This window comes from Mesorhizobium sp. C395A (assembly GCF_030323205.1).
Lineage (GTDB): Bacteria > Pseudomonadota > Alphaproteobacteria > Rhizobiales > Rhizobiaceae > Mesorhizobium.
On sequence record NZ_CP100473.1, the window covers coordinates 4283392 to 4307312 of the forward strand.

At 62.3% G+C, this 23921-nt stretch carries 22 protein-coding genes, 1 other RNA gene and 1 pseudogene; 7 read left to right on the top strand and 17 right to left on the bottom strand.

Annotated elements, in window-relative coordinates:
• Window positions 1-6 precede the first annotated feature (6 nt).
• Window positions 7-591 carry a 5-formyltetrahydrofolate cyclo-ligase gene (locus NLY37_RS20990; protein WP_023698428.1) on the bottom strand — a complete coding sequence of 195 codons (585 nt, stop codon included), beginning with the start codon at window positions 589-591 and terminating at the stop codon, window positions 7-9.
• 92 nt (window positions 592-683) lie between these two features.
• Window positions 684-839: non-coding RNA, 6S RNA (gene ssrS, locus NLY37_RS20995), on the bottom strand.
• Window positions 840-988: 149 nt separating this feature from the next.
• Between ssrS and NLY37_RS21000 the strand changes: the two genes are divergently transcribed.
• The gene (locus tag NLY37_RS21000) at window positions 989-1828 is read left to right on the top strand and encodes an AAA family ATPase (RefSeq protein ID WP_023700255.1); all 840 of its coding nucleotides are present in this window, start codon (window positions 989-991) and stop codon (window positions 1826-1828) included.
• Window positions 1829-1869: 41 nt separating this feature from the next.
• Here the strand turns inward: NLY37_RS21000 and NLY37_RS21005 are convergent, their stop codons facing one another.
• A complete protein-coding gene (locus NLY37_RS21005) occupies window positions 1870-3408 on the bottom strand; it encodes an MFS transporter (protein ID WP_023700254.1) in 1539 nt (512 codons plus the stop codon).
• Window positions 3409-3550: 142 nt separating this feature from the next.
• Here NLY37_RS21005 and NLY37_RS21010 point away from each other — a divergent pair, with 142 nt between their 5' ends.
• The 5 genes from NLY37_RS21010 to msrB all read left to right on the top strand — a co-directional run bounded on the left by NLY37_RS21010 (window position 3551) and on the right by msrB (window position 7735).
• A complete protein-coding gene (locus NLY37_RS21010; protein ID WP_023698426.1) occupies window positions 3551-4414 on the top strand; it encodes a LysR family transcriptional regulator in 864 nt (287 codons plus the stop codon).
• Between the two features lie 58 nt (window positions 4415-4472).
• On the top strand, window positions 4473-4919 hold the full coding sequence (locus NLY37_RS21015) for a GNAT family N-acetyltransferase (RefSeq protein ID WP_023668728.1): 447 nt from the start codon (window positions 4473-4475) through the stop codon (window positions 4917-4919).
• 306 nt (window positions 4920-5225) lie between these two features.
• Window positions 5226-6416, top strand: a complete 1191-nt coding sequence (locus NLY37_RS21020; RefSeq protein WP_023700253.1) for a vWA domain-containing protein — start codon at window positions 5226-5228, stop codon at window positions 6414-6416.
• Window positions 6417-6432: 16 nt separating this feature from the next.
• Window positions 6433-7230 (top strand): MBL fold metallo-hydrolase, encoded by a 798-nt coding sequence (locus NLY37_RS21025; protein WP_023684142.1) that lies wholly within the window; start codon window positions 6433-6435, stop codon window positions 7228-7230.
• 100 nt (window positions 7231-7330) lie between these two features.
• Window positions 7331-7735 (top strand): peptide-methionine (R)-S-oxide reductase MsrB, encoded by a 405-nt coding sequence (gene msrB, locus NLY37_RS21030; protein ID WP_013529102.1) that lies wholly within the window; start codon window positions 7331-7333, stop codon window positions 7733-7735.
• 61 nt (window positions 7736-7796) lie between these two features.
• On the opposite strand, the gene NLY37_RS21035 is transcribed toward msrB, so the two are convergent.
• The 13 genes and pseudogenes from NLY37_RS21035 to NLY37_RS21095 form a co-directional block, all read right to left on the bottom strand.
• The gene (locus NLY37_RS21035) at window positions 7797-8108 is read right to left on the bottom strand and encodes a hypothetical protein (RefSeq protein WP_031196451.1); all 312 of its coding nucleotides are present in this window, start codon (window positions 8106-8108) and stop codon (window positions 7797-7799) included.
• Window positions 8109-8115: 7 nt separating this feature from the next.
• Window positions 8116-8556: a hypothetical protein gene (locus NLY37_RS21040; RefSeq protein ID WP_023694568.1), complete on the bottom strand. Its 441-nt coding sequence runs from the start codon at window positions 8554-8556 to the stop codon at window positions 8116-8118.
• 92 nt (window positions 8557-8648) lie between these two features.
• The gene (locus tag NLY37_RS21045) at window positions 8649-8909 is read right to left on the bottom strand and encodes a DUF2312 domain-containing protein (protein WP_023668722.1); all 261 of its coding nucleotides are present in this window, start codon (window positions 8907-8909) and stop codon (window positions 8649-8651) included.
• Between the two features lie 149 nt (window positions 8910-9058).
• A complete protein-coding gene (gene pyc, locus NLY37_RS21050; RefSeq protein ID WP_023742233.1) occupies window positions 9059-12517 on the bottom strand; it encodes a pyruvate carboxylase in 3459 nt (1152 codons plus the stop codon).
• A gap of 281 nt (window positions 12518-12798) precedes the next feature.
• Entirely contained in the window at window positions 12799-13920 is a 1122-nt protein-coding gene (locus NLY37_RS21055) for a branched-chain amino acid ABC transporter substrate-binding protein (RefSeq protein ID WP_023668720.1), read from the bottom strand.
• A gap of 137 nt (window positions 13921-14057) precedes the next feature.
• Entirely contained in the window at window positions 14058-14405 is a 348-nt protein-coding gene (locus NLY37_RS21060; RefSeq protein ID WP_023668719.1) for a DUF6867 family protein, read from the bottom strand.
• A 112-nt stretch (window positions 14406-14517) separates the two neighbouring features.
• Window positions 14518-15246: an ABC transporter ATP-binding protein gene (locus tag NLY37_RS21065; protein ID WP_023668718.1), complete on the bottom strand. Its 729-nt coding sequence runs from the start codon at window positions 15244-15246 to the stop codon at window positions 14518-14520.
• Between the two features lie 20 nt (window positions 15247-15266).
• Window positions 15267-16373: pseudogene (locus tag NLY37_RS21070) on the bottom strand (ABC transporter ATP-binding protein); the annotation flags it as partial.
• Window positions 16373-17968: a high-affinity branched-chain amino acid ABC transporter permease LivM gene (livM, locus tag NLY37_RS21075; RefSeq protein ID WP_023742232.1), complete on the bottom strand. Its 1596-nt coding sequence runs from the start codon at window positions 17966-17968 to the stop codon at window positions 16373-16375. The gene livM and the pseudogene NLY37_RS21070, both read right to left, overlap by 1 nt.
• Window positions 17969-17972: 4 nt before the next feature.
• Window positions 17973-18875 (bottom strand): branched-chain amino acid ABC transporter permease, encoded by a 903-nt coding sequence (locus NLY37_RS21080; protein ID WP_023668715.1) that lies wholly within the window; start codon window positions 18873-18875, stop codon window positions 17973-17975.
• A 460-nt stretch (window positions 18876-19335) separates the two neighbouring features.
• The gene (locus NLY37_RS21085) at window positions 19336-20337 is read right to left on the bottom strand and encodes a 4-hydroxyproline epimerase (protein WP_023742231.1); all 1002 of its coding nucleotides are present in this window, start codon (window positions 20335-20337) and stop codon (window positions 19336-19338) included.
• 13 nt (window positions 20338-20350) lie between these two features.
• The gene (locus NLY37_RS21090) at window positions 20351-21583 is read right to left on the bottom strand and encodes an NAD(P)/FAD-dependent oxidoreductase (protein ID WP_084558990.1); all 1233 of its coding nucleotides are present in this window, start codon (window positions 21581-21583) and stop codon (window positions 20351-20353) included.
• Between the two features lie 150 nt (window positions 21584-21733).
• Window positions 21734-22627, bottom strand: coding sequence for a dihydrodipicolinate synthase family protein (locus NLY37_RS21095; protein WP_023742229.1), 894 nt, complete (start codon window positions 22625-22627; stop codon window positions 21734-21736).
• A gap of 69 nt (window positions 22628-22696) precedes the next feature.
• On the opposite strand from NLY37_RS21095, the gene NLY37_RS21100 reads away from it, so the two are divergent.
• Window positions 22697-23386: a GntR family transcriptional regulator gene (locus tag NLY37_RS21100; RefSeq protein WP_050588433.1), complete on the top strand. Its 690-nt coding sequence runs from the start codon at window positions 22697-22699 to the stop codon at window positions 23384-23386.
• Between the two features lie 38 nt (window positions 23387-23424).
• On the opposite strand, the gene NLY37_RS21105 is transcribed toward NLY37_RS21100, so the two are convergent.
• Window positions 23425-23724 carry a hypothetical protein gene (locus NLY37_RS21105; protein ID WP_023736859.1) on the bottom strand — a complete coding sequence of 100 codons (300 nt, stop codon included), beginning with the start codon at window positions 23722-23724 and terminating at the stop codon, window positions 23425-23427.
• Between the last annotated feature and the right edge of the window lie 197 nt (window positions 23725-23921).

The window sequence follows — 23921 nt, forward strand, 5'->3', positions numbered from 1 at the left end:
GGTCTTTTAAGCGATGTCGAAGCGGCGCAAACCGCTCTCGGTGAGTATTTCCGGGATGATGACGTCGTGCGCCTCATCCGGCACCAGACCCACCTCCTGGCAATCGAAAGCGATGCCGATCAGTCGTGGCGGCTGGCCCTTGTCGATCAGCCTGGCGATGGCGCGGTCGTAATAGCCGGCGCCATACCCGATGCGATGACCGCGGCTGTCGAAGGCCGCGAGCGGCACCAGCATCACCGCGGGATCGAGAACCTCGGCCTCCGCATGCGGACCGACCGTGCCAAAACCCATCTCGACCATCGGCGCGCCGCGCACCAGTTCGCGAAAGACGATGGTGGTCTTGTCGAGGATGGCCGGCAGGCAAAGCCTGGCCCCGTTCTCGCGCAAGGCGAACATCAGCGGCCTGACGTCGACTTCCGATCGCATCGGCCAGAAAGCTGAAACGATCTGACCCGGCTCGATGGCGAGGTGGTCGCGCGCCGTCTCGGCCATTTCAAGCGCGATCTCCACCCGCCACAGCGGATCGAGCGCATCGCGACGGCCGAGTGCCTCGAGGCGCAACTGCTTTTTCAGGTCTTTGGGAGATGTCATGCGCGGACGATAGAAAAGGTCGGATCTGGGTGACGTTTCATGAGCGACGTTTTCTACCACATCATCCGCCAAACTGGGCGGATAGAGGTAAGTGACGATCCACACAACCGGTGGAGAGAGCGATCCCGGGAACCTACAAAGTAGGTGGGCGCCGTATGAGAAAACCCACGGGTCTTCCCAGGGACAGCTCCCTAAGGATCGTTAAGGCCCCGGGGAAAATGTTCTCCTGCCGGGAAGCGCAGACCGCCAAGCCCAATATAGGCGGCTGGTCGGTCAAGCGCTAGTGACATGAGCCGATGTTTCCATTTCGATCTCACACGCTTTGGTCGCAGCCGGCTCGCCCTTGCACAGGTCAAGCAGCGTCCTTACGCTCGCGCTGACCAACCGAGGAGCAAGTATGCGTTTCGAAGGCACGGCGGCCTATGTCGCCGACAAGGATCTGATGGTGGCGGTGAACGCCGCGATCGCGCTGGAGCGGCCGTTGCTGGTCAAGGGCGAGCCGGGCACCGGCAAGACCGAGCTTGCCCGCCAGGTGGCATCGGCGCTCGGCCTCGACCTGATCGAATGGCACGTCAAGTCGACCACCCGTGCGCAGCAGGGACTGTATGAATATGATGCTGTCTCGCGGCTGCGCGACAGCCAGCTCGGCGATGCCAGGTTCAACGACATCAAAAACTACATCAAGCGCGGCAAGCTCTGGCACGCCTTCGCGGCCGGTAAGAAGGTCGTGCTGTTGATCGACGAGATCGACAAGGCCGATATCGAATTCCCCAACGACCTGCTGCAGGAACTCGACCGGATGGAGTTCTTCGTCTACGAAACCGGCGAAACGATCCGCGCCGCTGTGCGCCCCATCGTCATCATCACTTCCAACAATGAGAAGGAACTGCCCGACGCCTTCCTGCGCCGGTGCTTCTTCCACTACATCCGCTTTCCCGATGTCGACACGCTGCACAAAATCGTCGACGTGCACTATCCCGGCATAAAGCAGAATTTGGTGCGTGCTGCCCTGACCCAGTTCTACGAGATCCGCGATGTGCAGGGGTTGAAGAAGAAGCCGTCGACCTCCGAGGCGCTCGACTGGATCCGCCTGCTGGTCGCCGACGACATCGCACCCGAGGATCTGCGCGCCGACCCCAGGAGCGCGCTGCCGAAGCTGCACGGCGCACTGCTCAAGAACGAACAGGACGTGCATCTGTTTGAACGCCTGGCCTTCATGGCCAGACGGCAGGGGTGAGGATCGAGGGTTGGCTGACAGCTACGGGCGGCTTTGGCCGCTTACTCCGCGGGAGCAAACCCTCTCTCCTGCGGCGCGACGCGCTTCGGCCCGAAGATGACGAAGCCGATGACCGACAGGGCGAGAACGCCGATCCCGCAATAGAGCATGACCCAGCCGAAACCATTGACCAGCGCGGCATGCACGATGGCGCCGGATGGGTCGAGGGCTGCGAGCTTCGGCGTCCCCTGCGCAAGGCCCTCCAGATTGCCGGTGGCGACCCTTTCCGCCAGTGCCCGCAACTCATCCGGCTCCAAAGCCGCGCCGAGTGTGGCCCGCAGGTGGGAAACGATACCTTGCGTCAGCAGCAGGCCGAGCACCGCGATGTTGATAGCGAGCGTGATCAGGCGTGCGCTGATGTCGATGCCGGACGCCATGCCGGCACGATCCGGCGATACCGCGCCGGTCGTGGTATTGGTGGTCGGCGAATTGGTGAGACCGATGCCGATGCCGGCAATCAGCGTGCCGGGCAGCATGGTCAGCCAGGTGGCGCCCTCGAGCCTGGAGCCGATCCACATGGCGATGAAACCGATCCCTAGCGTCAGCAGACCGAGCGGGATGGCAATTCGTGCCTGATAGCGCGCGCGAATGCGCTCGGCGATCGGCGGCATCACCATGAAGGGCAGCGTGTAGACGAGCAACAGCAGGCCGGTCGTCGTGCTGTCATAGCCGAGAACGCCCGAATAATAGATCGGCAGATAGATGATGAACGGCCAGTAACTGAAATTCATGCCGATGGCGCCCATGATCGCGCCGGAAAACTGGCGGATGCGGAACGCGGAGAAATCGAACATCGGATAGGGATTGACCCTCTCGGCCACAAGGAAAGCGATGAACGCAGCCACGGAGGCTGATATCACGCCGATGCGGGCGCTGGTCCCGAGATCCGCACCTTGCGTGATCAGATAGGAAAAGCCGAACACCGCCGCCGACAGCGTCAGCATGCCGGCCCAGTCGAGCTTCTGGGCGTTGTGATCGCGCGATTGCGTGACACCGGCGCCGATAAAGGCGAGCGCCAGGATCGCCAGCGGCACGTGGATGAGGAACACCCATTGCCAGTTCGACAGCGCCACGATCAAGCCACCGATGGCGGGCCCGAAACCGAGCCCGATGCCTGAGACGACGCTCCAGGCGACGAAAGCCTTGCCGCGTTCGCGGCCGTCCTGGAACTGGTGAGACAGCACGGCGACGCTGCAGGTCAGCATCGCGCCGCCGGCGAGGCCTTGCAGGAAGCGGGCGGCTATCAGCAGTGCAGCACTCGGAGCCAGGCCGCACAGCAGCGAGGCGAGGCCGAAGGCGACGGTGGTGATCACCATCACGCTCTTGCGGCCGAAACGGTCGGCCAATGTCCCTGTCGCCATCAGCACTGTCGTGCAGGCGATGGTGTAGGCATTCATGATCCACTGCAAATCCCTGAAATTGCCGGCGAGCACGCTTTCCAGTTTCGGCAGGATCACCGGCACGCTGGAGATTTCGAGCCCGAACAGCAGCGACGCCAGGCACACGCCGGTGAGCGCTATGGTGTTTCGTTGAATTGGCATATCGATCTCTTTCCATCCGAGCATGAGGCGCTCTTCAAACCGCGACCAGTTTGAGATAGAGGAGACTCGACCATGAAAAAAGGCTATGCTCGGCTATATCAGAAATGACAAAACGGAATGATCGGCCCAATGGAGTGCTGCGATGACCAGTCTTGATGTGGACGCCGTACGAACCTTTGTGATGGTGGCCGATCTGCAGAGCTTCACCCAGGCGGCATCGGCGCTGGGCAGCACGCAGGCGACGATCAGCGTCAAGCTGCGCCGCCTTGAGGAGAAGCTCGGCGCGCGATTGATTGAAAGAACGCCGCGCCGCGTCAGCCTGTCGGCACGAGGCGCCGTCTTCCTCCCCGCCGCGCGTGACTTCCTTGCCGCGCACGAGCGCGCCATGGCGGAGTTTGCGTCAGCACCGTGCCGGCTTGCGCTCGGCTTTGTCGATCATGCCGCCGGTCCGGCGCTGTCCATTCTGATTGCCCAGCTCCATGCGCACGATCCATCGCTGACGCTCAGTTTGAGGATCGATACCAGCACGGTGCTCAAGGAAGCTTTCGATCACGGCGAGCTCGATGCAGTCATCGTGCACCGCGAAGGCGACAGCCGTCCTGGCCGGACCTTGTCGCGCAACCACTATGGCTGGTTCGCAGCACCTTCCTTCGAGTGGCAGCGCGGAACGCCGTTGCGCCTCGCGCTCTTAAGCACCGTGTGCAACTGTCCGGATCGTGTGCGGGCGGTCGAGGCGCTGGACAAAGCAGGCATCGCCTGGGAGGAGGCCTTCGTCGGCGGCGGCGGCGCGGCCGTCAACATTGCGATATCGGCGGGCTTTGCCGTTTCGGCGCTGGCTCACTGCGTCGCTCCGCCCGGCCTGATCGAGGTTGGCCGCAAGCTCGGCCTGCCGTCGCTTGACCCCTCCGAAGTGGTCCTGCATTCGCACAATCTGGCGCCGCGGGCGCGTGACGCGCTGCAAATGCTGGCGACCGCATTTCGCGAGTACAATTCGCCGGTGGATTAGGCGATGGTGTTTCCGATCTGATTCCGCCGGAATCCGATAAGGCTTTGGAGGAACCGAAATGACGGAGATCACCGTCCGTCCGCTGGCGCTGGCCGACCATGCCGACTGGCGGCGGCTGTGGACTGCCTACCTCACCTTCTACGAGACCAAGCTGCCGGACGAGGTCTACGACATCACCTGGAAACGACTGTTCACGGAAGGTGAATTCGAACCGAAGGGGTTTATCGCCACGCTCGACGGCAAGGCGGTCGGCCTGACCCATTATCTCTATCACCGCTCCGGCTGGTCGGAGAAAAACAACTGCTACCTGCAGGACCTGTTCGCCGACCCTGATGTGCGCGGCAAGGGCATCGGTGCGGCCCTCATTGAAGCGGTCAAGCAGGAAGCCGGCAAGATCGGCGTCAAGAACGTCTATTGGATGACCCACGAAACCAACGCCACAGCGCGCAAGCTCTACGACCATGTCGCGCGGCGGACAGGTTTTATCGAGTATGATCTGCTATGATGCGAGCGCGATCGAAATAACGCGGAAGGAGCCGAATGATCCGCTATGTCGGAATCGTGGATGGCAGTGACGGCGTTTGGGGAGTGCGGATGCCCTATCTCGCCGGCTGCCACGGGGCCGGCGCAAACCCGGCTGAAGCGATAGCCGATGCCGCGTCGGCTATGCGCGAATGGGGCGGAAGCCCGCATCGCAAAGCACTTGCCCATGCCCAACCCACGTACTGTGGCAAATCTTCTGCAATCCGGCGAAATCGACAGTGCCCGTGGCGACTCCGCCGTGACCGTTCGGCATAGATAACGGCCAACCATGTTCCTCCCCTTCTTTCTCGAACTAAAGGCCGCGCGGGTTCCCGTTTCGCTCAGGGAATATCTGTCGCTGCTGGAAGGGCTGGAGGCCGGGCTGGTCGACTATGACGTCCAGGGTTTTTACTACCTCGCCCGCGCCGCGCTTGTGAAGGACGAACGCCATATCGACCGCTTCGACCAGGTGTTTGCGCATGTCTTCAAGGGGATCGAGGCGCTCACCGGCCCCGATGCCGTCGGTGTCGCCAACATCCCTGAGGAATGGCTGCGCCGGCTCGCCGAAAAGCACCTGACCGAGGAAGAGAAGAAACTGATCGAGGCGCTCGGCGGTTTCGACAAGCTGATGGAGACACTGAAGCAGCGGCTGGAGGAGCAGAAAGGCCGCCATCAGGGCGGCTCGAAATGGATCGGCACCGGCGGCACTTCGCCTTTCGGCGCCTATGGCTACAATCCCGAAGGCGTGCGCATCGGCCAGCATGAAAGCCGCAATCGCCGTGCGGTGAAAGTCTGGGACAAGCGCGAGTTCAAAAATTTCGACGACGCCGTCGAGCTCGGCACCCGCAACATCAAGGTGGCGCTGAAGCGCCTGCGCCGCTGGGTGCGCGAGGGTGCGGAGGAAGAGTTCGACCTGCCCGGCACCATCCATGCCACCGCCGAGCACGGCTATCTCGATGTGCAGACGCGCCCCGAACGGCGCAACGCCGTGAAGCTCTTGATGTTCTTCGATGTCGGCGGCTCGATGGACGACCACATCAAAAGCGTCGAGGAGCTGTTTTCGGCCGCCCGCGCCGAATTCCGCCAGCTCGAATATTTCTACTTCCACAACTGCCTCTACGAGGGCGTCTGGAAGGACAACCGCCGCAGGCATGCCGAGACCATCCCGACCTTCGACCTGCTCCACAAATACGGCCCGGACTACAAGGTCATCGTCGTCGGCGACGCTTCGATGAGCCCTTACGAGATCGCGCATCCCGGCGGCTCGGTCGAGCATTGGAACCCGGAAGCCGGCAGCGTCTGGCTTGGCCGGCTGCTGCAGCAATGGCCGAATGCGGTCTGGCTGAACCCCGAAAACCAGAAAAACTGGGGCTTCACCCATTCGATCGCGATGATCCGCGATCTCTTCGGCGGCCGCATGTTCCCGCTGACGATGGCCGGGCTGGAAGCCGCGACCAAGCAGCTTTCACGCAAGCATTGATATGAGAGGAAAACCGATGACCTGCTTTCTTTGCCCGCAATGCGGCGTCCAGTTCGCGGCAACGCAGACCCCTCCAGAAAATTGCCCGATCTGCGAGGACGAGCGGCAATATGTGCGCTGGGAAGGCCAGGCCTGGATCACTGGGGAAGAACTCTCTGCCGGGCATAGGCTTGTGATGAAGGACGATGCCGGCGTTCTCGCTTTCGGCATCGAGCCGCGCTTTGCTATCGGCCAGCGGGCGCTGCTGGCGCAGACGCCGCACGGCAATGTGCTGTGGGATTGCATCTCGATGGTGAGCGACGAGGCGGTAGCCGAAATCAACCGTCGCGGCGGCCTGGCCGCGATCGCCATTTCGCACTGCCACTATTATTCGGTGATGGTCGAGTGGAGCGAGGCGTTTGGCGGCGTGCCGATCTATCTCCATGCCGACGACCGCCAGTGGATCATGCGGCCGCACAACGCCATCGTCAGCTGGGCGGGCGAGACGCTGGCCATAAACCCGTCGCTGACACTCGTGCGTTGCGGTGGCCATTTTGCCGGCGGCCAGGTGCTGCATTGGAAACGCGATGACGGTAACGCCCTGCTGTCCGGCGACATATTGCAGGTGACGCCGACGCGTCGCCATGTCAGCTTCATGTACAGCTATCCGAACTACATTCCGCTCAATGCGCCGGCCGTGCGACGCATCGCGGCGGCACTTGAGCCTTTCGAATTCGACGACATCTACGGCGCGTGGTGGCAGCAGAACATCATCGGCGGCGCAAGAACGGCATTTCATGCGTCGATCGCCCGCTATCTTCAGGCGATTGGGTAGGAGCTCGGCTGAAAATGCGAGCAAAACACGTAACAAACGCCTATCTCTAAGCGAATATAGCTTGCAACCAACAACAAGCCGCCAAGGCTGAGGAGATCAAATGGACACCCACACCTACCCTGTCACCCGCACCGACGCCGAATGGCGCGCCCGCCTGACGCCCGAGCAATATGCGGTCATGCGCGGCCATGGCACCGAACGGCCCGGAAGCTGCGCGCTGCTCTACGAAAAGCGCGCCGGCACCTTTTCCTGCGTCGGCTGCGACCAGCCGCTGTTCGAATCCAAGCTCAAGTTCGAGAGCGGCACCGGCTGGCCGAGCTTCAATGATCCGGTGCCCGGTTCGGTCGAAAACACCGTCGACCGCAGCTACGGCATGGTCCGCACCGAATGCCACTGCGCCCGCTGCGGCAGCCATCTCGGCCATGTCTTCGAGGACGGCCCGCCGCCGACCGGCCTGCGCTATTGCATCAACGGCGTGGCGCTGAAATTCGAGCCGGCGGCTTAAGCCGCGGCTTGACCACCATCTTCAAAGGGCGGCTTCGGCCGCCTTTTTCGTGTCAATCTTCTCAGACAACCACCACCAGGATCAGCCAAAGCGTAGCCCCGAGCGTCATCAACGAAGCCTTGGCGCCACTGGATTTTTCCGTGGTTCGCCAGACGGCAAAGGTCAGAAAGATGTTGTAGGGCACGGGCGCGAAATGCACCGCCAGGACGACGGCGAGCGGCAGCTTCAAGCCGAGCAGAATGAGCGCGGCCACCGACGAGGTGATGTTGATCGCAGTGCCGACAAGGACTAGATCGCGCCAGAACAACCGCTCGACCGGAACCGCGCCTTGCCAGCGCGAGCCGAAGAAGGATCCGATGCTTTGCACCAACACCTGATAGCTATCCCTCTCTCAGCACGTCGGTGACGGCGCGCTCGAAGCGCGAGCATTCCGTCACCAGCCAGTCGGCCATGGCCGGCCAGTTGTCCTCGGCATAGCAGTTCACCCGCCACATCGAATTGATGCCGAGGGCCTCGCAGCTCTGCTCCGGCCTGAGCTTCAGCCTGTCTTCGATTGCCGGTTGGAACGGCTTCAGCCGCGACCAGACCCCGGTCGCGCCGAACTTCTCGTTACGGCCGAAAAAGACGCCAACTTGGCTTTGCGCCGGCGCGACATACATGGACAGGACCAGGGCGAAGTCGGGCAGCCCGCGCTGCCAGAACCAGGGTCCGCGCCGCGCCATGGAAGCGCGTTCCTCCGGATGCCGTTCGGCGAACAGCGCCCAGAAGCTGCGTTGGCGGAATTCAGAGGCGCGGCGGGCGCCGAAGTCGAATTCGCTCATGGTTCGATGCCCGTTCCAGCATCATTCCTTGGCCCGAGACTGTTTCGAATTCGCTCTGGCGATATCAGCCGGAGTAGAATTTCCAGACAGCCTTACACCATGCCGAGCGCGGCCTTGTAGAGATCGAGGATGGTTTCCTCTTCCTGGCGCTCGGCCTGGTCCTTCTTGCGCAGCCGGATGATCGACCGCATCGCCTTGGTGTCGAAGCCGGTGCCCTTGGCCTCGGCGAACACTTCCTTGATGTCGTCGGCGATGGTCTTCTTTTCTTCCTCGAGCCGCTCGATGCGCTCGATGAAGGCGCGCAACTGGCCGGCGGCAACAGTCTGGCTGGTATCTGTGATGTCGTCGGCCATGTTTTTTCTCCGCTACTTTTTCGCACCGCGATTCTGGCGCGGTAAATTGGGAGCGGGTTCGATGCCCGAGCAGGCGCGGCGGGTCAAGCCATTATCGGCGCTTCGTGAACGGCTGCTGCCAGCCGTCCCCAGTGTGATGGATCCGCGCGTCAGCCAAACGCGATCAACAGATCCTTCGCATCGATCTGATCGCCGGCCTTGACCAGCACTTCGGCCACTGTGCCGTCGCGCTCGGCATGCAGGGCCGTCTCCATCTTCATGGCTTCGATCGACAACAGCACGTCGCCGGCCTTGACAGCTTGGCCGGCGGCAACCGAAAGGGCGGAGACCACGCCCGGCATCGGCGCGCCGACATGCGCCTCGTTGCCGGGCTCGGCCTTGCGCCGAGCCTTGGCCGCCGAGGCGCCATGCGCCCTGTCCGGCACCCGGACACGGCGCGGCTGGCCGTTGAGCTCGAAGAACACGGTGACCATGCCCTTCTCGTCGACGTCGCCGATCGCAAGGCAGCGCACCACAAGCGTCTTGCCTTTTTCGATGTCCAGGAAGATCTCGTCTTCGGACTTCATGCCGTAGAAATAGGTCGGCGTCGGCAGCACACTGACCGGCCCGTAGGTTTCCTGCGCGGCGGCGAAGTCGGTGAACACCTTCGGATACATCAGCCAGGAGGCGAATTCGTACTCCGAGAGCTTGCGCTCCAGCTTCTGCTCGATCTCCTTGCGGCTGGCCTTGAGGTCGGCTGGCTTGATCAGCGAGCCCGGCCGCACGGAGATCGGCTTGCTTTCCTTCAGTGCCTTCTTCTGCAGCTTCGCAGGCCAGCCGCCGGGCGACTGGCCGAGATCCCCGCGCAGCATCGAGACGACCGAGTCCGGGAAGGCGATGTCCTTGGCCGGGTTTTCAACGTCGGCAACGGTCAGATCCTGGCTCACCATCATCAGCGCCATGTCGCCGACCACCTTGGACGACGGCGTCACCTTGACGATGTCACCGAACATCAAATTGACGTCGTGATAGGCTTGTGCCACCTCGTGCCAACGCGTTTCCAACCCGAGCGAACGCGCCTGTTCCTTGAGGTTGGTGAACTGACCGCCCGGCATCTCGTGCAGGTAGACTTCCGAGGCTGGCCCCTTGAGATCGCTTTCGAAGGCCGCATACTGGTTGCGCACCGCTTCCCAGTAGAAGGAGATGTTGCGGATCCATTGCGGATCGAGGCCGGGATCGCGCTCGGTTCCCTTCAGCGCCTCGACGATCGAGCCCAGGCAAGGCTGCGAGGTGTTGCCGGAGAAGGAATCCATCGCCGCGTCGATGGCGTCGACGCCACTTTCCACGCCCGCCAGCACCGTCGCCGCCGACAGGCCTGACGTGTCGTGGGTGTGGAAATGGATCGGCAGGTCGGTGGCTTCGCGCAGCGCCTTGAACAGCACGCGGGCGGCGGCAGGCTTCAAAAGCCCGGCCATGTCCTTGACGGCGATGATATGGGCGCCGGCTGCCTGCAATTCCTTCGCCAACCCGACATAGTATTTAAGGTCGTATTTGGCGCGCGTCGGATCGAGGATGTCGCCGGTGTAGCAGATCGCTGCTTCGACCAGCTTGCCCTCGGCGCCCACCGCGTCCATGGCGACGCGCATGTTCTCGACCCAGTTCAGGCAGTCGAAGACGCGGAACAGGTCGACGCCGCCAGCAGCGGCCTGGCTGACGAAATGTTGCACGACATTGTCGGGATAGTTGGTGTAGCCGACGCCGTTAGCGCCGCGTAGAAGCATCTGCAGCAAAAGGTTGGGGGCTGCTTCGCGCACTTTGCTCAGCCGCTCCCACGGATCCTCGGTGAGGAAGCGCATGGCGACGTCGAAAGTGGCGCCGCCCCAGCATTCCAGCGACAGCAGCCGCGGCAGCGCCCGCGCGTAGGTGCCGGCAATGCCGGCAATGTCATGCGTGCGCATGCGGGTGGCGAGCAGCGACTGGTGACCGTCGCGCATCGTCGTGTCGGTGACAAGCACCTCTTTTTGCTCACGCATCCAGGCAGCGAATTTCTCCGGCCCCAACGCGTCGAGCTTCTGCTTGCTGCCATCAGGCACATTGCCGTTGAGATAGGGCACGACAGGCGCTGCCGCATCGGCCTTCGGCATCGGTCGGCCGCGGGTTTCGGGATGGCCGTTGACGCTGACGTCGGCCAGATAGTTGAGCAGCTTGGTGGCGCGGTCCTGCCGCTTCACCTGCGCGAACAGCTCCGGCGTCGTGTCGATGAACCTGGTCGTGTAGGAATTGTCGGCGAAGCGCGGGTGGTTGATGATTGCCTCGAGGAAGGTGAGGTTGGTGGCCACGCCGCGGATGCGGAACTCGCGCAGGGCCCGATTCATGCGGGCGATCGCCTCGGCCGGTGTCGGGGCCCAGGCAGTCACCTTCTCCAGCAGCGGATCGTAGAAGCGGGTGATGACCGCGCCCGAATAGGCGGTGCCGCCGTCGAGGCGGATGCCGAAACCGGCGGCTTCGCGATAAGCGGTGATGCGGCCGTAGTCCGGAATGAAACTATGCTCCGGATCCTCGGTCGTGATGCGGCACTGCAGCGCATGACCGTTCAGCCTGATATCGGCCTGCGCCGGCACGCCCGACTCTTTCGTGCCGATGGCAAAGCCGTCCAGTATGTGGATCTGCGCCTTGACGATGTCGATGCCGGTCACCTGCTCGGTCACGGTGTGCTCGACCTGGATGCGCGGATTGACCTCGATGAAGTAGAACTTGCCGGTGTCGGCGTCCTGCAGGAATTCCACCGTGCCGGCGCCGATATAGCTGGTCTCGCGCGCGATCTTGAGCGCATAGCCGCAAAGCTCCTGGCGCAATGCCTCGCTGAGATAGGGCGCCGGCGCCCGTTCGACGACCTTCTGGTTGCGGCGCTGGATCGAGCAGTCGCGCTCGAACAGATGTACAGCGTTGCCATGCGTGTCGCCGAGCACCTGGACCTCGACATGGCGGGCGCGCTCGATCAGCTTTTCGAGATAGACCTCGTCCTTGCCGAAGGCGGCCTTGGCCTCGCGCTTGCCTTCCATCACCTCGCGGGCGAGATCGGCTTCCGTGCGGATGGCGCGCATGCCGCGCCCGCCCCCGCCCCACGATGCTTTGAGCATCACCGGATAGCCGACTGTCTTGGCGAGCTGCTTGACTGCTTCCATGTCGTCCGGCAGCGGTTCGGTTGCCGGCACCACCGGCACGCCGACCTCGATGGCCAGATTGCGCGCGGCGACCTTGTTGCCGAGCCGGCGCATCGTGTCGGGCTTCGGCCCGATGAAGGTGATGCCGGCCTCGGCGCAGGCATCTGCGAATTCAGGGCTTTCCGACAGAAGGCCATAGCCCGGATGGATGGCGTCGGCGCCGGACAGCCTGGCGACGCGGATCACTTCCTCGATCGACAGATAGCTTTCGATCGGCCCCATGTCCCTGGCCAGATGCGGCCCGCGCCCGACCTGGTAGCTTTCATCGGCCTTGAACCGATGAAGCGAATATTTGTCCTCCTCGGCCCAGATCGCCACGGTTTTGAGGCCGAGCTCGTTTGCCGCGCGAAAGACGCGGATGGCAATTTCGGACCTGTTGGCGACGAGGATCTTCGTGATGGCCAAGGAAGGAGGCTCCGGACAGGGAGGGATGAGGCAGAGGCATGATTAACGCGAAAATGCTGCAGTGCAACCAAAATCGGGGAGAGATTAAACCGATTTAAATGCGATTCTAGCACAACGGCTCGAAAAGCTGCGTGCGATTGGCGTCGCGAGCTGACGCTAATTGTCGTGCCCGCACAAATTCGACCCGGCTAACGGCTTGTCCAGCCACCCTCGCTGCCGCCCTGCACCAAAGAAAAATGCCCGGCGCGAGCGCCGGGCATTCCATAGAGCTGTGTTCCGAATTACGACTTCGGGAACCAGGAGATCTTGCCGTCCGGACCCTTCTTCCATTCGTACATGATGTAGCCCGGGAGCTTCGGATCGCCCTTCGCGTCATAGGCGAGATCGCCCAGAACGGTCTTGAACGGGCCCTTCTCGTGCAGCGCCTTGGCCACTTCCACGGGGTCGTTCGACTTGGCCACGGCAGCAGCCTCGGCGATCACCTGCATGGCGGCGTAGGAGTAGAGAGTGTACGCTTCCGGCTCGAAGCCCTGAGCGCGGAACTTCTCGACCAGTGCCTTGTTCTCGGGGATCAGACGCGGATCCGGACCGAAGGTGTTGAGCGTACCGATAACCGCATCGCCGGCGATCGCAGCCAACTCGTCGGTAACGATGCCGTCGCCTGACATCAGGGTAGCCTTGAGGCCCTGGTCCGCCGACTGGCGGATGATCAGGCCGGCTTCGGTGTGCAGGCCGCCCCAATAGATCAGGGTAACACCGGCGTCCTTCATCTTGGCAATCAGCGCCGAGAAGTCCTTGTCGCCGACATTGACGCCTTCGTACATGACTTCGGTCAGGCCGGCTGCGTTCATCGCCTTCTTGGTCTCGTCGGCAAGGCCCTGACCATAGGGGGTCTTGTCGTGGATGACGGCAACTTTGGCGTCCTTGAAGTTGGTCGCGATATAGCCGCCGGCGATGCCGCCCTGCTGGTCATCGCGTCCGCAGGTGCGGAACACGTTCCACAGGCCGCGCTCGGTGAATTTCGGGTTGGTCGCCGCCGGGGTTACTTCGACGATGTTGTTGTCGACGTAGACTTCCTGCGAAACCGGGATCGAGACGCCCGAGTTGAAGTGGCCGATCACGAACTTCACGCCGTCGCCGACGAACTTGTTGCCGACTGAAATGCCCTGCTTCGGATCGGAGACGTCGTCGCCGACTTCGAGCTTGATCTGCTCGCCGTTCATGCCGCCTGCTGCGTTGATGTCGGCAACGGCCGCTTCCGCACCCTTCTGCAGCTGCGCACCGAAGGCCGCATTCGGACCGGTGATCGGACCTGCGACGCCGACGATAACGTCAGCCCATGCATTGCCACCGAACGCGACAAGCGCGGTCAGGGCAACGGCGGACAAAAGTGATTTCTTCATTTAAACGCTCCCATTTACGAGGTGGGCGTGGATGAAACTTTCATGCGATGCCCACCCTTATCGCAGAAAGCGTACTTTGCCGATTTTCAGGCCCTTGTCACGCCGATTCATCCCCGGAACGGCGTTAATGATGAACTTCAACCTTTCGGTTTCCAGCTTAAGATCGAAGCACGTTCGTAAAGCCAATTATACTGCGTCACCATCTGGTTCGTGCGCGTGTATTGATAGCCGACAAACCCCAATATCATGAGCACGATTGTGTCCACGACATAGTATTGCAGCGAAAACATCGTGCCGCCGAACAGGGCATGATGGATGAACCTGATGCCTATGCCGAGGCCCAGCAGATAGGCGAACAGCGCCGGCAGGCTGCGCCATGTCTGGGCGCTGGCCTTGCCGGTCATCCATGCCGCCCAGCCGCCGAGTAGACAGGTGACGAAGAAGAACTGCCAGATGGAAGGTTCCTCGTGAAGAATGCCTTGCATGATGAAGACTCCCTAGCATGATCCCGAAAAGTTGCAGACTTTTCGGACAAAGGTCATGCGACAAACAAACAAGTTGGAGCGGAATACCGTTTGCATACATTCCGCTCCAAAATCAGTGATGGCCGCCTTCGAGATAGGCCGCGCGCACTTCCGGATTGGCGAGCAATTCCTTGCCTGTGCCGCTCATGGTCACGTTGCCGTTGACCATGACGTAGCCGCGCGTGGCGAGCTTGAGCGCGCCGAAGGCGTTCTGCTCGACCAGGAACACGGTCAGCCCTTGCGTGCGGTTCAGTTCGCGGATGGCATCGAAGATCTGCTTGACGATCAGCGGCGCCAGACCCAGCGACGGCTCGTCGAGCAGCAGCAGCTTCGGCCGCGCCATCAGCGCACGTCCGATCGACAGCATCTGCTGCTCGCCGCCCGACAGCGTGCCGCCGCGCTGGGCAATGCGCTCCTTGAGGCGCGGGAACAGCGCGAACACCTTCTCGGCATCCTCGTCATAGTGCTTGAGGTTGTCGAGACCGGCGCCCATCTGCAGGTTTTCCATCACCGTCATACGCGGGAAAATGCGCCTGCCTTCCGGCGACTGCGCAATGCGCATGCGAGCGATCTCGTGCGTCGGCATCTGGGTGATGTCGGTGCCGGCGAAAGTGATTGAGCCGGCACGAGCGCGCGGCGCACCGAAGATGGTCATCATCAGCGTTGACTTGCCGGCGCCGTTGGCGCCGATCAGCGCGACGATCTCGCCTTGGTTGACGTGGACATCGACGCCGTTCAGCGCCTTGATGTTGCCGTAGTAGGTCTCGACGCCCTTGATGTCGAGCAGCGTCGTCTCGGCCATCACTTACGCCCTCCGCGCGGCTTGCCTGTCGGGGATTTGGTGGCCGCCGGTTTGGACTTGGCCGTTAGACGCTCGGACGGTGCTCTTGGCGCGGAGTTGGCTCTTGTATCGTATTGGGTGGCCTTTGAAGCTCCCTTCGACACTGTGACCCGCTCGCCCTGGCTGTGGCCGATCGTGTCGCTTACCGGGCCGGCGAGATAGGAAGACGATGTGCCTGGTCCGTGAGCCGAATCCGGCCCGATGTCCAGCTGCTCGATGACGTCTTCATCGCCGACCTCGGTCAGCACCGTCTCGACCTCCTCGTCGTCGACGCCGAGATAGGCGGCGATGACGCGCGGGTCGGTACGCACCGATTGCGGGCTGCCGTCGGAAATCTTGCGGCCATATTCAAGCACCACGACATGGTCGGAAATCTGCATGACCACCGACATGTCATGTTCGATCAGCAGGATCGAGGTACTGCTCTTGATGTCCATCAGCAGCGAATTCAGCGCTGCCGATTCCTTCGGATTGAGACCGGCCGCAGGCTCGTCGAGGCACAGAAGTTCGGGCCCTGTGCACATGGCGCGCGCAATCTCGAGGCGCCGCTGCGCGCCATAGGGCAGGTCGCCGGCCGGATCGTCGGCGCGATCGACAAGGTCGGCCTTCTCCAGCCAGTGCTTGGCAAGCTCCACCGATTCAGCCGAGGCCCTGCGGTAGCCGCCGATCCCGAATAGGCCCAAGATCGTGTAGCCGGATGCCTTCATCAGCTTGTTGTGCTGGGCAACCAGCAGATTCTCCAGCAGCGTCATGCCCGAGAACAGGCGGATGTTCTGGAAGGTGCGCGCCACCTTGGCGCGCGCCGGGATCTCATGATTGGGCAGCCGTTCGAGCAGGAAGCTCGAGCCGTCGGCCCGGTTGAGCGTAATCATGCCTTCCGACGGCTTGTAGAAGCCGGTGATGCAATTGAAGACGGTGGTCTTGCCGGCGCCATTGGGTCCGATCAGCGCGGTGATCTCGCCTCGCTTGGCCTGGAACGACAGGTCGCCGATGGCGATCAGGCCGCCGAACTTCATCGAAAGATGCTCGACCTGGAGGATGGCGTCTTTCATACCCGGATTGGTCTTCTGAATGGAGGTCGCGCTCATCAGCCGTGCCCTTCCTTGGTGAAGGAGGAGGAGACCGCTTTTCGTTCACTGAGGAAGGCCGTCGGTTCACGGCTGCCGACAAAGCCGCGCGGCTTCCACAGCATGACGATGACCATCGCCATGCCGAACAAAAGCATGCGGTAAAGCTCCGGGGTGAAATCATTTCCGAAGACACTTTTCAGGAAATCGAGTTCGCGCAGCGCCTCGGTGCCGCCGATCATCACCAGCGCGGCGACCGCGATGCCGACCAGCGAGCCCATGCCGCCGAGCACCACGATGGCCAGGATGATCGCCGATTCCAGGAAGACGAAGGATTCAGGGCTGACGAAGCCTTGCCGTGCGGCGAAGAAGGCGCCGGCAAAACCGCCGAACATGGCGCCGGTGGCAAAGGCGGTGAGCTTGGTGGTGGTGGTGTTGATGCCAAGCGAGCGGCAGGCAATCTCGTCCTCGCGCAGCGCTTCCCAGGCGCGGCCGACAGGCATGCGCCTGAGCCTGATGGTGACGAAGGCGGTCAGCAGCGCCAGCCCGAGAATGAGATAGTAGAGGAAGATCTTGTAGTAGGCGCTCGACTGGGCGATGTGCAGCACCTTGCCGATGTAGTTCGGGTCGGTCGAATTGAACGTCATCAGGCCGAAGAAGGTGACCTTCGGGATGCCGGAGATGCCGGCCGAGCCGTTGGTGACTTCACGCCAGTTGATCAGCACCAGGCGGATGATCTCGCCGAAGGCCAGCGTCACGATCGCCAGGTAATCGCCACGAAGCCTGAGCACCGGAAAGCCGAGCATAACGCCCCAGAAGGCGGCCATGGCGCCGGCGGCGGGCAGCAGGATCCAGAACGACAGGCCGTATTGCGAACCGAGCAACGCATAGGCATAGGCGCCGACCGCGTAAAAGGCGACGTAGCCGAGATCGAGCAGGCCGGCGAGGCCGACGACGATGTTCAGCCCCCAGGCCAGCATCACATAGATCAGGATCTGGATGCCGAAATTGTCGACCCACTTCAACGAGCCCTGCAGGCCGCCGGTTATCGACCACGCGTAGATCGACAGCACCACGACGACGAGGATCGGGTATAGCACCAGCGCCGCAATCCCGAGCTTGGTGAAATTGGCGTGGATGAAGGAGCGGAAATAGAAGATCACGCAAGCGAGCGCGTAAATGACGGCCAATGCGCGCAGGAACTGAAGGTAGCCGGCCAGATCGGGTCCCACCAACACCGGCAGGGCGCTGCCGAACGCAACCAGGACAACCGCCAGCACGACGGCGACGATGAAGGCCGGAAGCAGGAAGAAGCGCGACGCGACGCTCGCCGGCAACAGGCCGGTGGCGACATTGGTGATCTTCTGATTGGCCATGAACGGCTGGCCATATGCAATGTAGAAGAAGCGGCCAAGCATGGTCAGCACGACCACGGTGATGAGCAGCAACCAGCGCTGCACCAGGATCAGCTGGTTGCTTATGTTCTGGTCGGTCTTCAGGCCGATGAAGAGAATGAACAACCCCAGCGAGATGGCGCCGGCATAGAACGCTTCGCGCAATGCACGCTGCACGGGGGAGGCGACGGTGTCGCGCTCCGAGGATACGGAAACCGCCATTGTCTCAGACCTTTTCGACTTCTGGCCGGCCCAAAATGCCGGAAGGCAGGAAGATCAGCACGATCGCCAGGATCGAGAACGCCGCGACGTCCTTGTAGTCGATCGAGAAATACGCCGACCACATGCTCTCGATGAAGCCGATCAAAAGCCCGCCAAGCACCGCGCCCGGCAGAGACCCGATGCCGCCGAGAACGGCCGCGGTGAAGGCCTTGACCCCCGGCACAAAGCCGTCGGAAAAGGCGATGACGCCGTAATACATCAGGAACAACGTGCCCGCGACGGCCGCAAGCGCTGCACCCATGATAAAGGTGATCGAGATCGTACGGTCGACATCGACACCGAGCAGCGCCGCCATCTTGCGGTCCTGCTCGCACGCCCTTTGCGCCCGGCCGAGGGAAGTCCTGTTGACCAGGTACCAGAACAGCGCCAGCAGCAGGGCGGTGACGACGACGATGATGATCTGCTTCAGCGACACGCTGATGCCGTTGATGTTGTAGACCTGGCTGACCATCGGCGGGATCGGCTTGTTGCGCGGGCCCTGCGTCACCTGGATGAAGTTCGACAGCGCGATCGACATGCCGATGGCGGTGATCAGCGGCGCCAGCCGGAACGAACCGCGCAGCGGCCGGTACGCCACCTTCTCGATCGTCCAGTTGTAGAGGCTGGTGAGCAGCATCGCCACGATCATCATGATCAGCAGCGCCAGGACGACCGGCACCGAATAGAACAAGGAGCCGAGGATGAGGAAGACGACGAGGGCGGCGAATGCCCCGACCATGAAAATGTCGCCGTGGGCGAAGTTGATCATGCCGATGATGCCGTAGACCATCGTGTAGCCGATTGCGATCAGCCCATAGATCGATCCCAGCGTCAGCCCATTGATAAGCTGCTGGACAAAGTACTGCATGTGTACATGGCTCCCCTGGAATGTCGCCCATGCAGACGCATTCCTTTTCGTATTTCCCCTAGTCGTAAAGTTTCGAGCCCGGATTGCAACGTGATTTTTCAAACGTCGAGCGTGTTTTGCCGGCACGCCTTCCGATTGCCCGTTTTTTTGCTCCCCACCCCTGGACTATCGCGGACCCTATCATTGGCATAACGCAATGTCTTTGACGATTCAGCCGGACCAGCGACCTCATTTCGAAGAAATCCCGGTCAAAATTAGGTGATGAGACGAATCTTTGCGTTGTTGGCGGGCTTCGTTTTTTAGCCACATTCCGTACTGACCAGCTGCAACATGGGTTACTTCCCGACTATGGCGGTCGATGCCTCGCACAACGCGCTAACCTTTCGCTGACTGGTTTCGCCAAGAGGTCCCGCCCTGGGTCCAAGTCCTGGTCTCGGTGGATGATCGGCAGCCTACCGTATCACTTAACCACAAAACCGTGCGCGAACGGATCGCGGTCGTCGATGAAGATGGTGTTCAGGCCGGTCATCCGCGCCCAGCCGCCGATCGAGGGAATGATGGCCGGCTTGCCGGCAACAGTGACGTCCTTCTCGACCTTGCCCTTGAACAGCGAGCCGATGATCGATTCGTGGACAAAACTGTCGCCGGCCTTGAGCTTGCCCTTGGCATGGAACTGCGCCATGCGCGCCGAGGTGCCGGTGCCGCAAGGTGAGCGGTCGATCGCCTTGTCGCCATAGAAGACCGCGTTGCGCGCATCCGCGCCCGCCATTGTCGGCTCGCCCGTCCACAGCATGTGGGACAGCCGGTTGATGCCGGGGTTTTCCGGATGCACGAACGAGTACTTCTCGTTGAGCCGCTGCCGCACCACGGGGCTCCAGGCGATGAAATCGCCGGCGGAATAATCAGCCATGTCGCGAAAATTCGCCTGCGGCTCGACGATGGCGTAGAAATTGCCGCCATAGGCGACATCGACAGTGATCTCGCCAAGCTGCGGGCAGTCGACCGTCAGTCCCTCGGCATAAAGGAAGGACGGTACATTGGTGATGCGCACCTCCTCGACATAGTCGCCGACTTGCTTGTATTCGGCGATAACCAGCCCGGCCGGTGTGTCGAGCCGGAGCACGCCGGGTGTCTTCGGCTTGATCAGCCCATGTTCGATGGCCATCGTCACCGTGCCGATCGTGCCGTGGCCGCACATCGGCAGGCAGCCCGACGTCTCGATGAACAGGATGGCTATGTCGCAATCCTCGCGCGTCGGCGGATAGAGGATCGAGCCCGACATGACATCGTGGCCGCGCGGCTCGAACATCAGCCCGGTGCGGATCCAGTCATACTCCGCCAGGAAATGCGCCCGCCGCTCCATCATCGTCGACCCCTGAAGCAAAGGGCCGCCGCCGGCGACCAGCCGCACCGGATTACCGCAGGTATGGCCGTCGATGCAAAAGAAGGATTTTTTGGCCATGATTTCCTCGAACTCAAAACCGTTGCGGGCTGAAGGGAGCAAGATCGATCGGCGAAGTTTGCCCGAGAACAAGATCGCGGATCAAGCGGCCGCTGGCCGCCGCCTGGGTCAGGCCGAGATGGCCATGGCCAAAGGCGTAGACGACGTTGGACGCGGTGCGCGCCGTGCCGATGACGGGCAACGAATCCGGCAGCGACGGGCGATAGCCCATCCACTCGCGGCCGCCTGACGCGTCCAACCCCGGAAGGAACTGTCTGGCTTTTTCCAGCATGGCCTTCGAGCGCGCAAAATTCGGCGGCCGGTCGAGACCGCCCAACTCGACGGCGCCGCCGACGCGCAAGCCCGTGTCGAGTGGCGTGATGACGAAGCCATGGCCGGAAAAGATCAGCATTCGCTGCACGTCGAAAGCGGTCTTCGGCAGTGTGGTGTTGTAGCCGCGCTCGGTTTCGAGCGGGATGGTGTCGCCAAGCGCCTTCGCCAGCAGATGCGACCATGCCCCGGCGGCCACGACAAGATGTCTTGCCTGCCTGGTCGTGCCGTCGGTCAGCGTCAGCGTCGCGCCATCAGGATTGGCGGCGACGCGCTCTATGCGCGCCTTTTCGAAACGCGCGCCCAGCCTTTCGGCATAGGCCCACACCGCCTTGCCGAGCAGTTTCGGATCGGCGACGGTCTTCCAGCCCGGCACGAAGGTGCCCTTGATGAAGCGCGGCGACAGTCCCGGCTGCAGCCGCGCCAGTTCGTCGCCTTCGACATGGCGAAAGTCGATGCCGAAGCGCTGGCGCGCCGCCCAGCCCGGGAGGCCGGCCTGAAACTCGGCCTCGCTTTCATAAAGTTCCAGCGAACCGTCCTCGCGCAGCATCGGCCGCGTGCCGGAACGGTCGAGCAGTCCCATCCATTCGGCCTCGGCGAGCTTCATCATGTCTGCCTGAGCAGCAAGGCTCGCCTCATATTTTGCCGGTGCGCCGGCGCGCCAGAAGCGCAACAGCCAAGGCAACAGCTTCGGCAGATAGGCTGGCGGGATGCTGAGTGGCCCGAGCGGATCGGCAAGCCATTTCGGCAAGTGCCGCATCATGCCCTTATGCGCCAGCGGCAGCACGTCGGAGAAGGCGAAGCCGGCGGCATTGCCGGAGCTCGTCTCCTCGCAGATGCCGGTGCGGTCGAAGACCGTGACGCTGCGTCCGGCCTGGGCCAGCATGGCCGCCGCGCAGATGCCGACAATGCCGCCACCGACAATGGCGACGTCCATCCCTTCTCTCCGTTCACGGGGAGAAGGTGCCCGAAGGGCGGATGAGGGGCGGCGGCCCTCCTCTGTGTCCCTGGAATTTCCTTGCACGTCGGCGCTGCCCCTCATCTGGCTGCCGCCATCTTCTCCCCGTGCACGGGGAGAAGAAAGCCTTCAGAACTGCGGCAGCTTCGGCCGTACCGCCAGCGCGTCATTGATGATCTTCTCGACTGTCTTGCGGCGCTCGCCCGACAGCGGCTGGCGCGGCATGCGCACGCGGTCATTTGTGTCGATCGCGAGCACTTCGGCAAGCTTGATGTTTTGGACCAGATAGGTCGAGACATCGAGATCGAGCAGCGGCCGGAACCAGCGGTAGATCGAAAGCGCCTCCTCGCGGCGGCCCTGCTTCATCAGCTGGTAGATGGCGACGGTCTCGCGCGGGAAGGCGACGACCAGACCCGCCACCCAGCCGATGGCGCCCACCGACAGCGCCTCGAAGGCGAGATTGTCGACGCCGGTGAACAGATCGTAGCGGTCGCCGAAGCGGTTGATGATCTCTGTCGAGCGGCGGATGTCGTCGGAGGACTCCTTGATGGCGACGAAGCGCTTGTCGGCGGCCAGTTCCTCCATCTGGTCGACGGTGACGTCGACGCGGTAGGCGAGGCGGTTGGAGTAGATCATCACCGGCAGGTCGCCGGCCTGAGCGACGGCGCGCAAGGCGGCGACCGTCTCTTCCGGGTTGGTGTGATAGATCGGGCTCGGTACCACCATCAGCCCGTTGGCGCCTTCCCGGCTCGCGCGCTTTGCGATGCTCGCCGCCTCGCGGGTGCCCGCCTCGTTGACCGTCAGCAGCACCGGCTTGTTGCCTGCAACTTTCTGGGCCGTCTTCAGCACCTCGATCTTCTCGTCATGCGACAGCATCGGCCCTTCGCCGAGCGAACCGCAGACGATGATACCGTCGCAGCCTGCCTCCATCTGCAAAGCAAAGCAGCGCTCCATCTCGGCATGATCGAGGCGGTCGTCATCAGTAAACTTGGTCGTGACGGCGGGGAAAACTCCGGTCCACATGATCGTCTCTCCATCTGATATATCAGCCGTATATCTATTTGAAAACCGGCTGTCAACGCGGAATTCGTTATGATATATGTAAGATATATCAGGAGCCCACCTTTGATATCCAGTGAGACAGCATACCCCGAGCCGGCCGCCGCCAAGGCCTACCATGTACTCGAGCATATGATCGTGACGTTGGAACTGGCGCCGGCGAGCTTTGTCACCGAAGGCGCCCTCATCGAGAAGCTGGCGCTAGGACGCACGCCGGTGCGCGAAGCGATCCAGCGCCTCGCCTGGGAAGGACTGCTGGATGTCAGGCCACGCGCCGGCATCGCCATTGCCCCGCTTCATCCCGGCGACTGGCTGCGCGTGCTGGATGCCAGGCGCGGCGTCGAGGTGGTGCTGGCGCGCTCGGCCGCCCGCTTCGTCACCCGTGAGGCCGCCGACCTGTTTCATGAGGCAGCCCTTGCCATGCAGAAGGCCGTCATCTCGGGCAATGTGCTGGCCTTCATCCAGGCCGACAAGGCGCTCGACGAGGCCTTGGCGATGGCCGCCGACAACCCGTTTGCGGCCCGTCTGGCCGCGCCCCTGCAGACCCACAGCCGCCGCTTCTGGTTTCGCTACAAGGCCGACACAGGACTGGCCGAATCGGCTGAGCACCACGTCGCGCTAATCCGCTCGATCCTGGCTGGTGACGAAGAGGCTGCCGCCAAGGACGCCAAACGCCTTATGGCACTGCTGCGCGGCCATGCCGAAGTGGCCGCCACACGCTGAACTCCGTCTCTGCTCCAGACTTCCGGCCGGTTCTTTTATCAGGTGCCCGGCAAGACTGCTGCCATAGCCGCCCCGTCCCAGCCTTCGCCAGCCGTGATGATGCAGCTTTGGCCGTGTGTGTCGGTGGCCAGGATGGTCCAGGTGCCCTGGTCGGAGACGAAGATCTCAAGCACCACATTCGGGTTCACCAGGCCACGTGCGGCTTGGTTTTCATGGAACTTCTCGCCGAGCGCCTTGACCAGGTCGGTCCGCGCCGCGCATTGATCGGCTTTGGCCTGGGCGATGCCGGACATCGCGAACACCGCAAAGAACATAGCCGCCACAAGACGTCGTGTCATCTGACACCTCCTTGCGCCAGACGAGAACCCCGGCTGCTACCGGCGCTATTTTGATGGCCTGCACACGGCAGGAATGCAATTTAAGGCAGATGACAGGCTCTTGGTTCCATCGCTTGAACGTGATCGCCAATGTCGGTTTCGTACAAAGAAAGGCCCGGGACGTTGAACCCGGGCCTTCTTGCCGATCTTCGAAATCG

Bases quoted from the DNA above. Each gene is read 5' to 3' on its own strand.
- NLY37_RS20990 (WP_023698428.1), bottom strand. From the start codon at position 591: ATGACATCTCCCAAAGACCTGAAAAAGCAGTTGCGCCTCGAGGCACTC.
- NLY37_RS21000 (WP_023700255.1), top strand. From the start codon at position 989: ATGCGTTTCGAAGGCACGGCGGCCTATGTCGCCGACAAGGATCTGATG.
- NLY37_RS21005 (WP_023700254.1), bottom strand. From the start codon at position 3,408: ATGCCAATTCAACGAAACACCATAGCGCTCACCGGCGTGTGCCTGGCG.
- NLY37_RS21010 (WP_023698426.1), top strand. From the start codon at position 3,551: ATGACCAGTCTTGATGTGGACGCCGTACGAACCTTTGTGATGGTGGCC.
- NLY37_RS21015 (WP_023668728.1), top strand. From the start codon at position 4,473: ATGACGGAGATCACCGTCCGTCCGCTGGCGCTGGCCGACCATGCCGAC.
- NLY37_RS21020 (WP_023700253.1), top strand. From the start codon at position 5,226: ATGTTCCTCCCCTTCTTTCTCGAACTAAAGGCCGCGCGGGTTCCCGTT.
- NLY37_RS21025 (WP_023684142.1), top strand. From the start codon at position 6,433: ATGACCTGCTTTCTTTGCCCGCAATGCGGCGTCCAGTTCGCGGCAACG.
- msrB (WP_013529102.1), top strand. From the start codon at position 7,331: ATGGACACCCACACCTACCCTGTCACCCGCACCGACGCCGAATGGCGC.
- NLY37_RS21040 (WP_023694568.1), bottom strand. From the start codon at position 8,556: ATGAGCGAATTCGACTTCGGCGCCCGCCGCGCCTCTGAATTCCGCCAA.
- NLY37_RS21045 (WP_023668722.1), bottom strand. From the start codon at position 8,909: ATGGCCGACGACATCACAGATACCAGCCAGACTGTTGCCGCCGGCCAG.
- NLY37_RS21055 (WP_023668720.1), bottom strand. From the start codon at position 13,920: ATGAAGAAATCACTTTTGTCCGCCGTTGCCCTGACCGCGCTTGTCGCG.
- NLY37_RS21060 (WP_023668719.1), bottom strand. From the start codon at position 14,405: ATGCAAGGCATTCTTCACGAGGAACCTTCCATCTGGCAGTTCTTCTTC.
- NLY37_RS21065 (WP_023668718.1), bottom strand. From the start codon at position 15,246: ATGGCCGAGACGACGCTGCTCGACATCAAGGGCGTCGAGACCTACTAC.
- livM (WP_023742232.1), bottom strand. From the start codon at position 17,968: ATGGCGGTTTCCGTATCCTCGGAGCGCGACACCGTCGCCTCCCCCGTG.
- NLY37_RS21080 (WP_023668715.1), bottom strand. From the start codon at position 18,875: ATGCAGTACTTTGTCCAGCAGCTTATCAATGGGCTGACGCTGGGATCG.
- NLY37_RS21085 (WP_023742231.1), bottom strand. From the start codon at position 20,337: ATGGCCAAAAAATCCTTCTTTTGCATCGACGGCCATACCTGCGGTAAT.
- NLY37_RS21090 (WP_084558990.1), bottom strand. From the start codon at position 21,583: ATGGACGTCGCCATTGTCGGTGGCGGCATTGTCGGCATCTGCGCGGCG.
- NLY37_RS21095 (WP_023742229.1), bottom strand. From the start codon at position 22,627: ATGTGGACCGGAGTTTTCCCCGCCGTCACGACCAAGTTTACTGATGAC.
- NLY37_RS21100 (WP_050588433.1), top strand. From the start codon at position 22,697: ATGATATATGTAAGATATATCAGGAGCCCACCTTTGATATCCAGTGAG.
- NLY37_RS21105 (WP_023736859.1), bottom strand. From the start codon at position 23,724: ATGACACGACGTCTTGTGGCGGCTATGTTCTTTGCGGTGTTCGCGATG.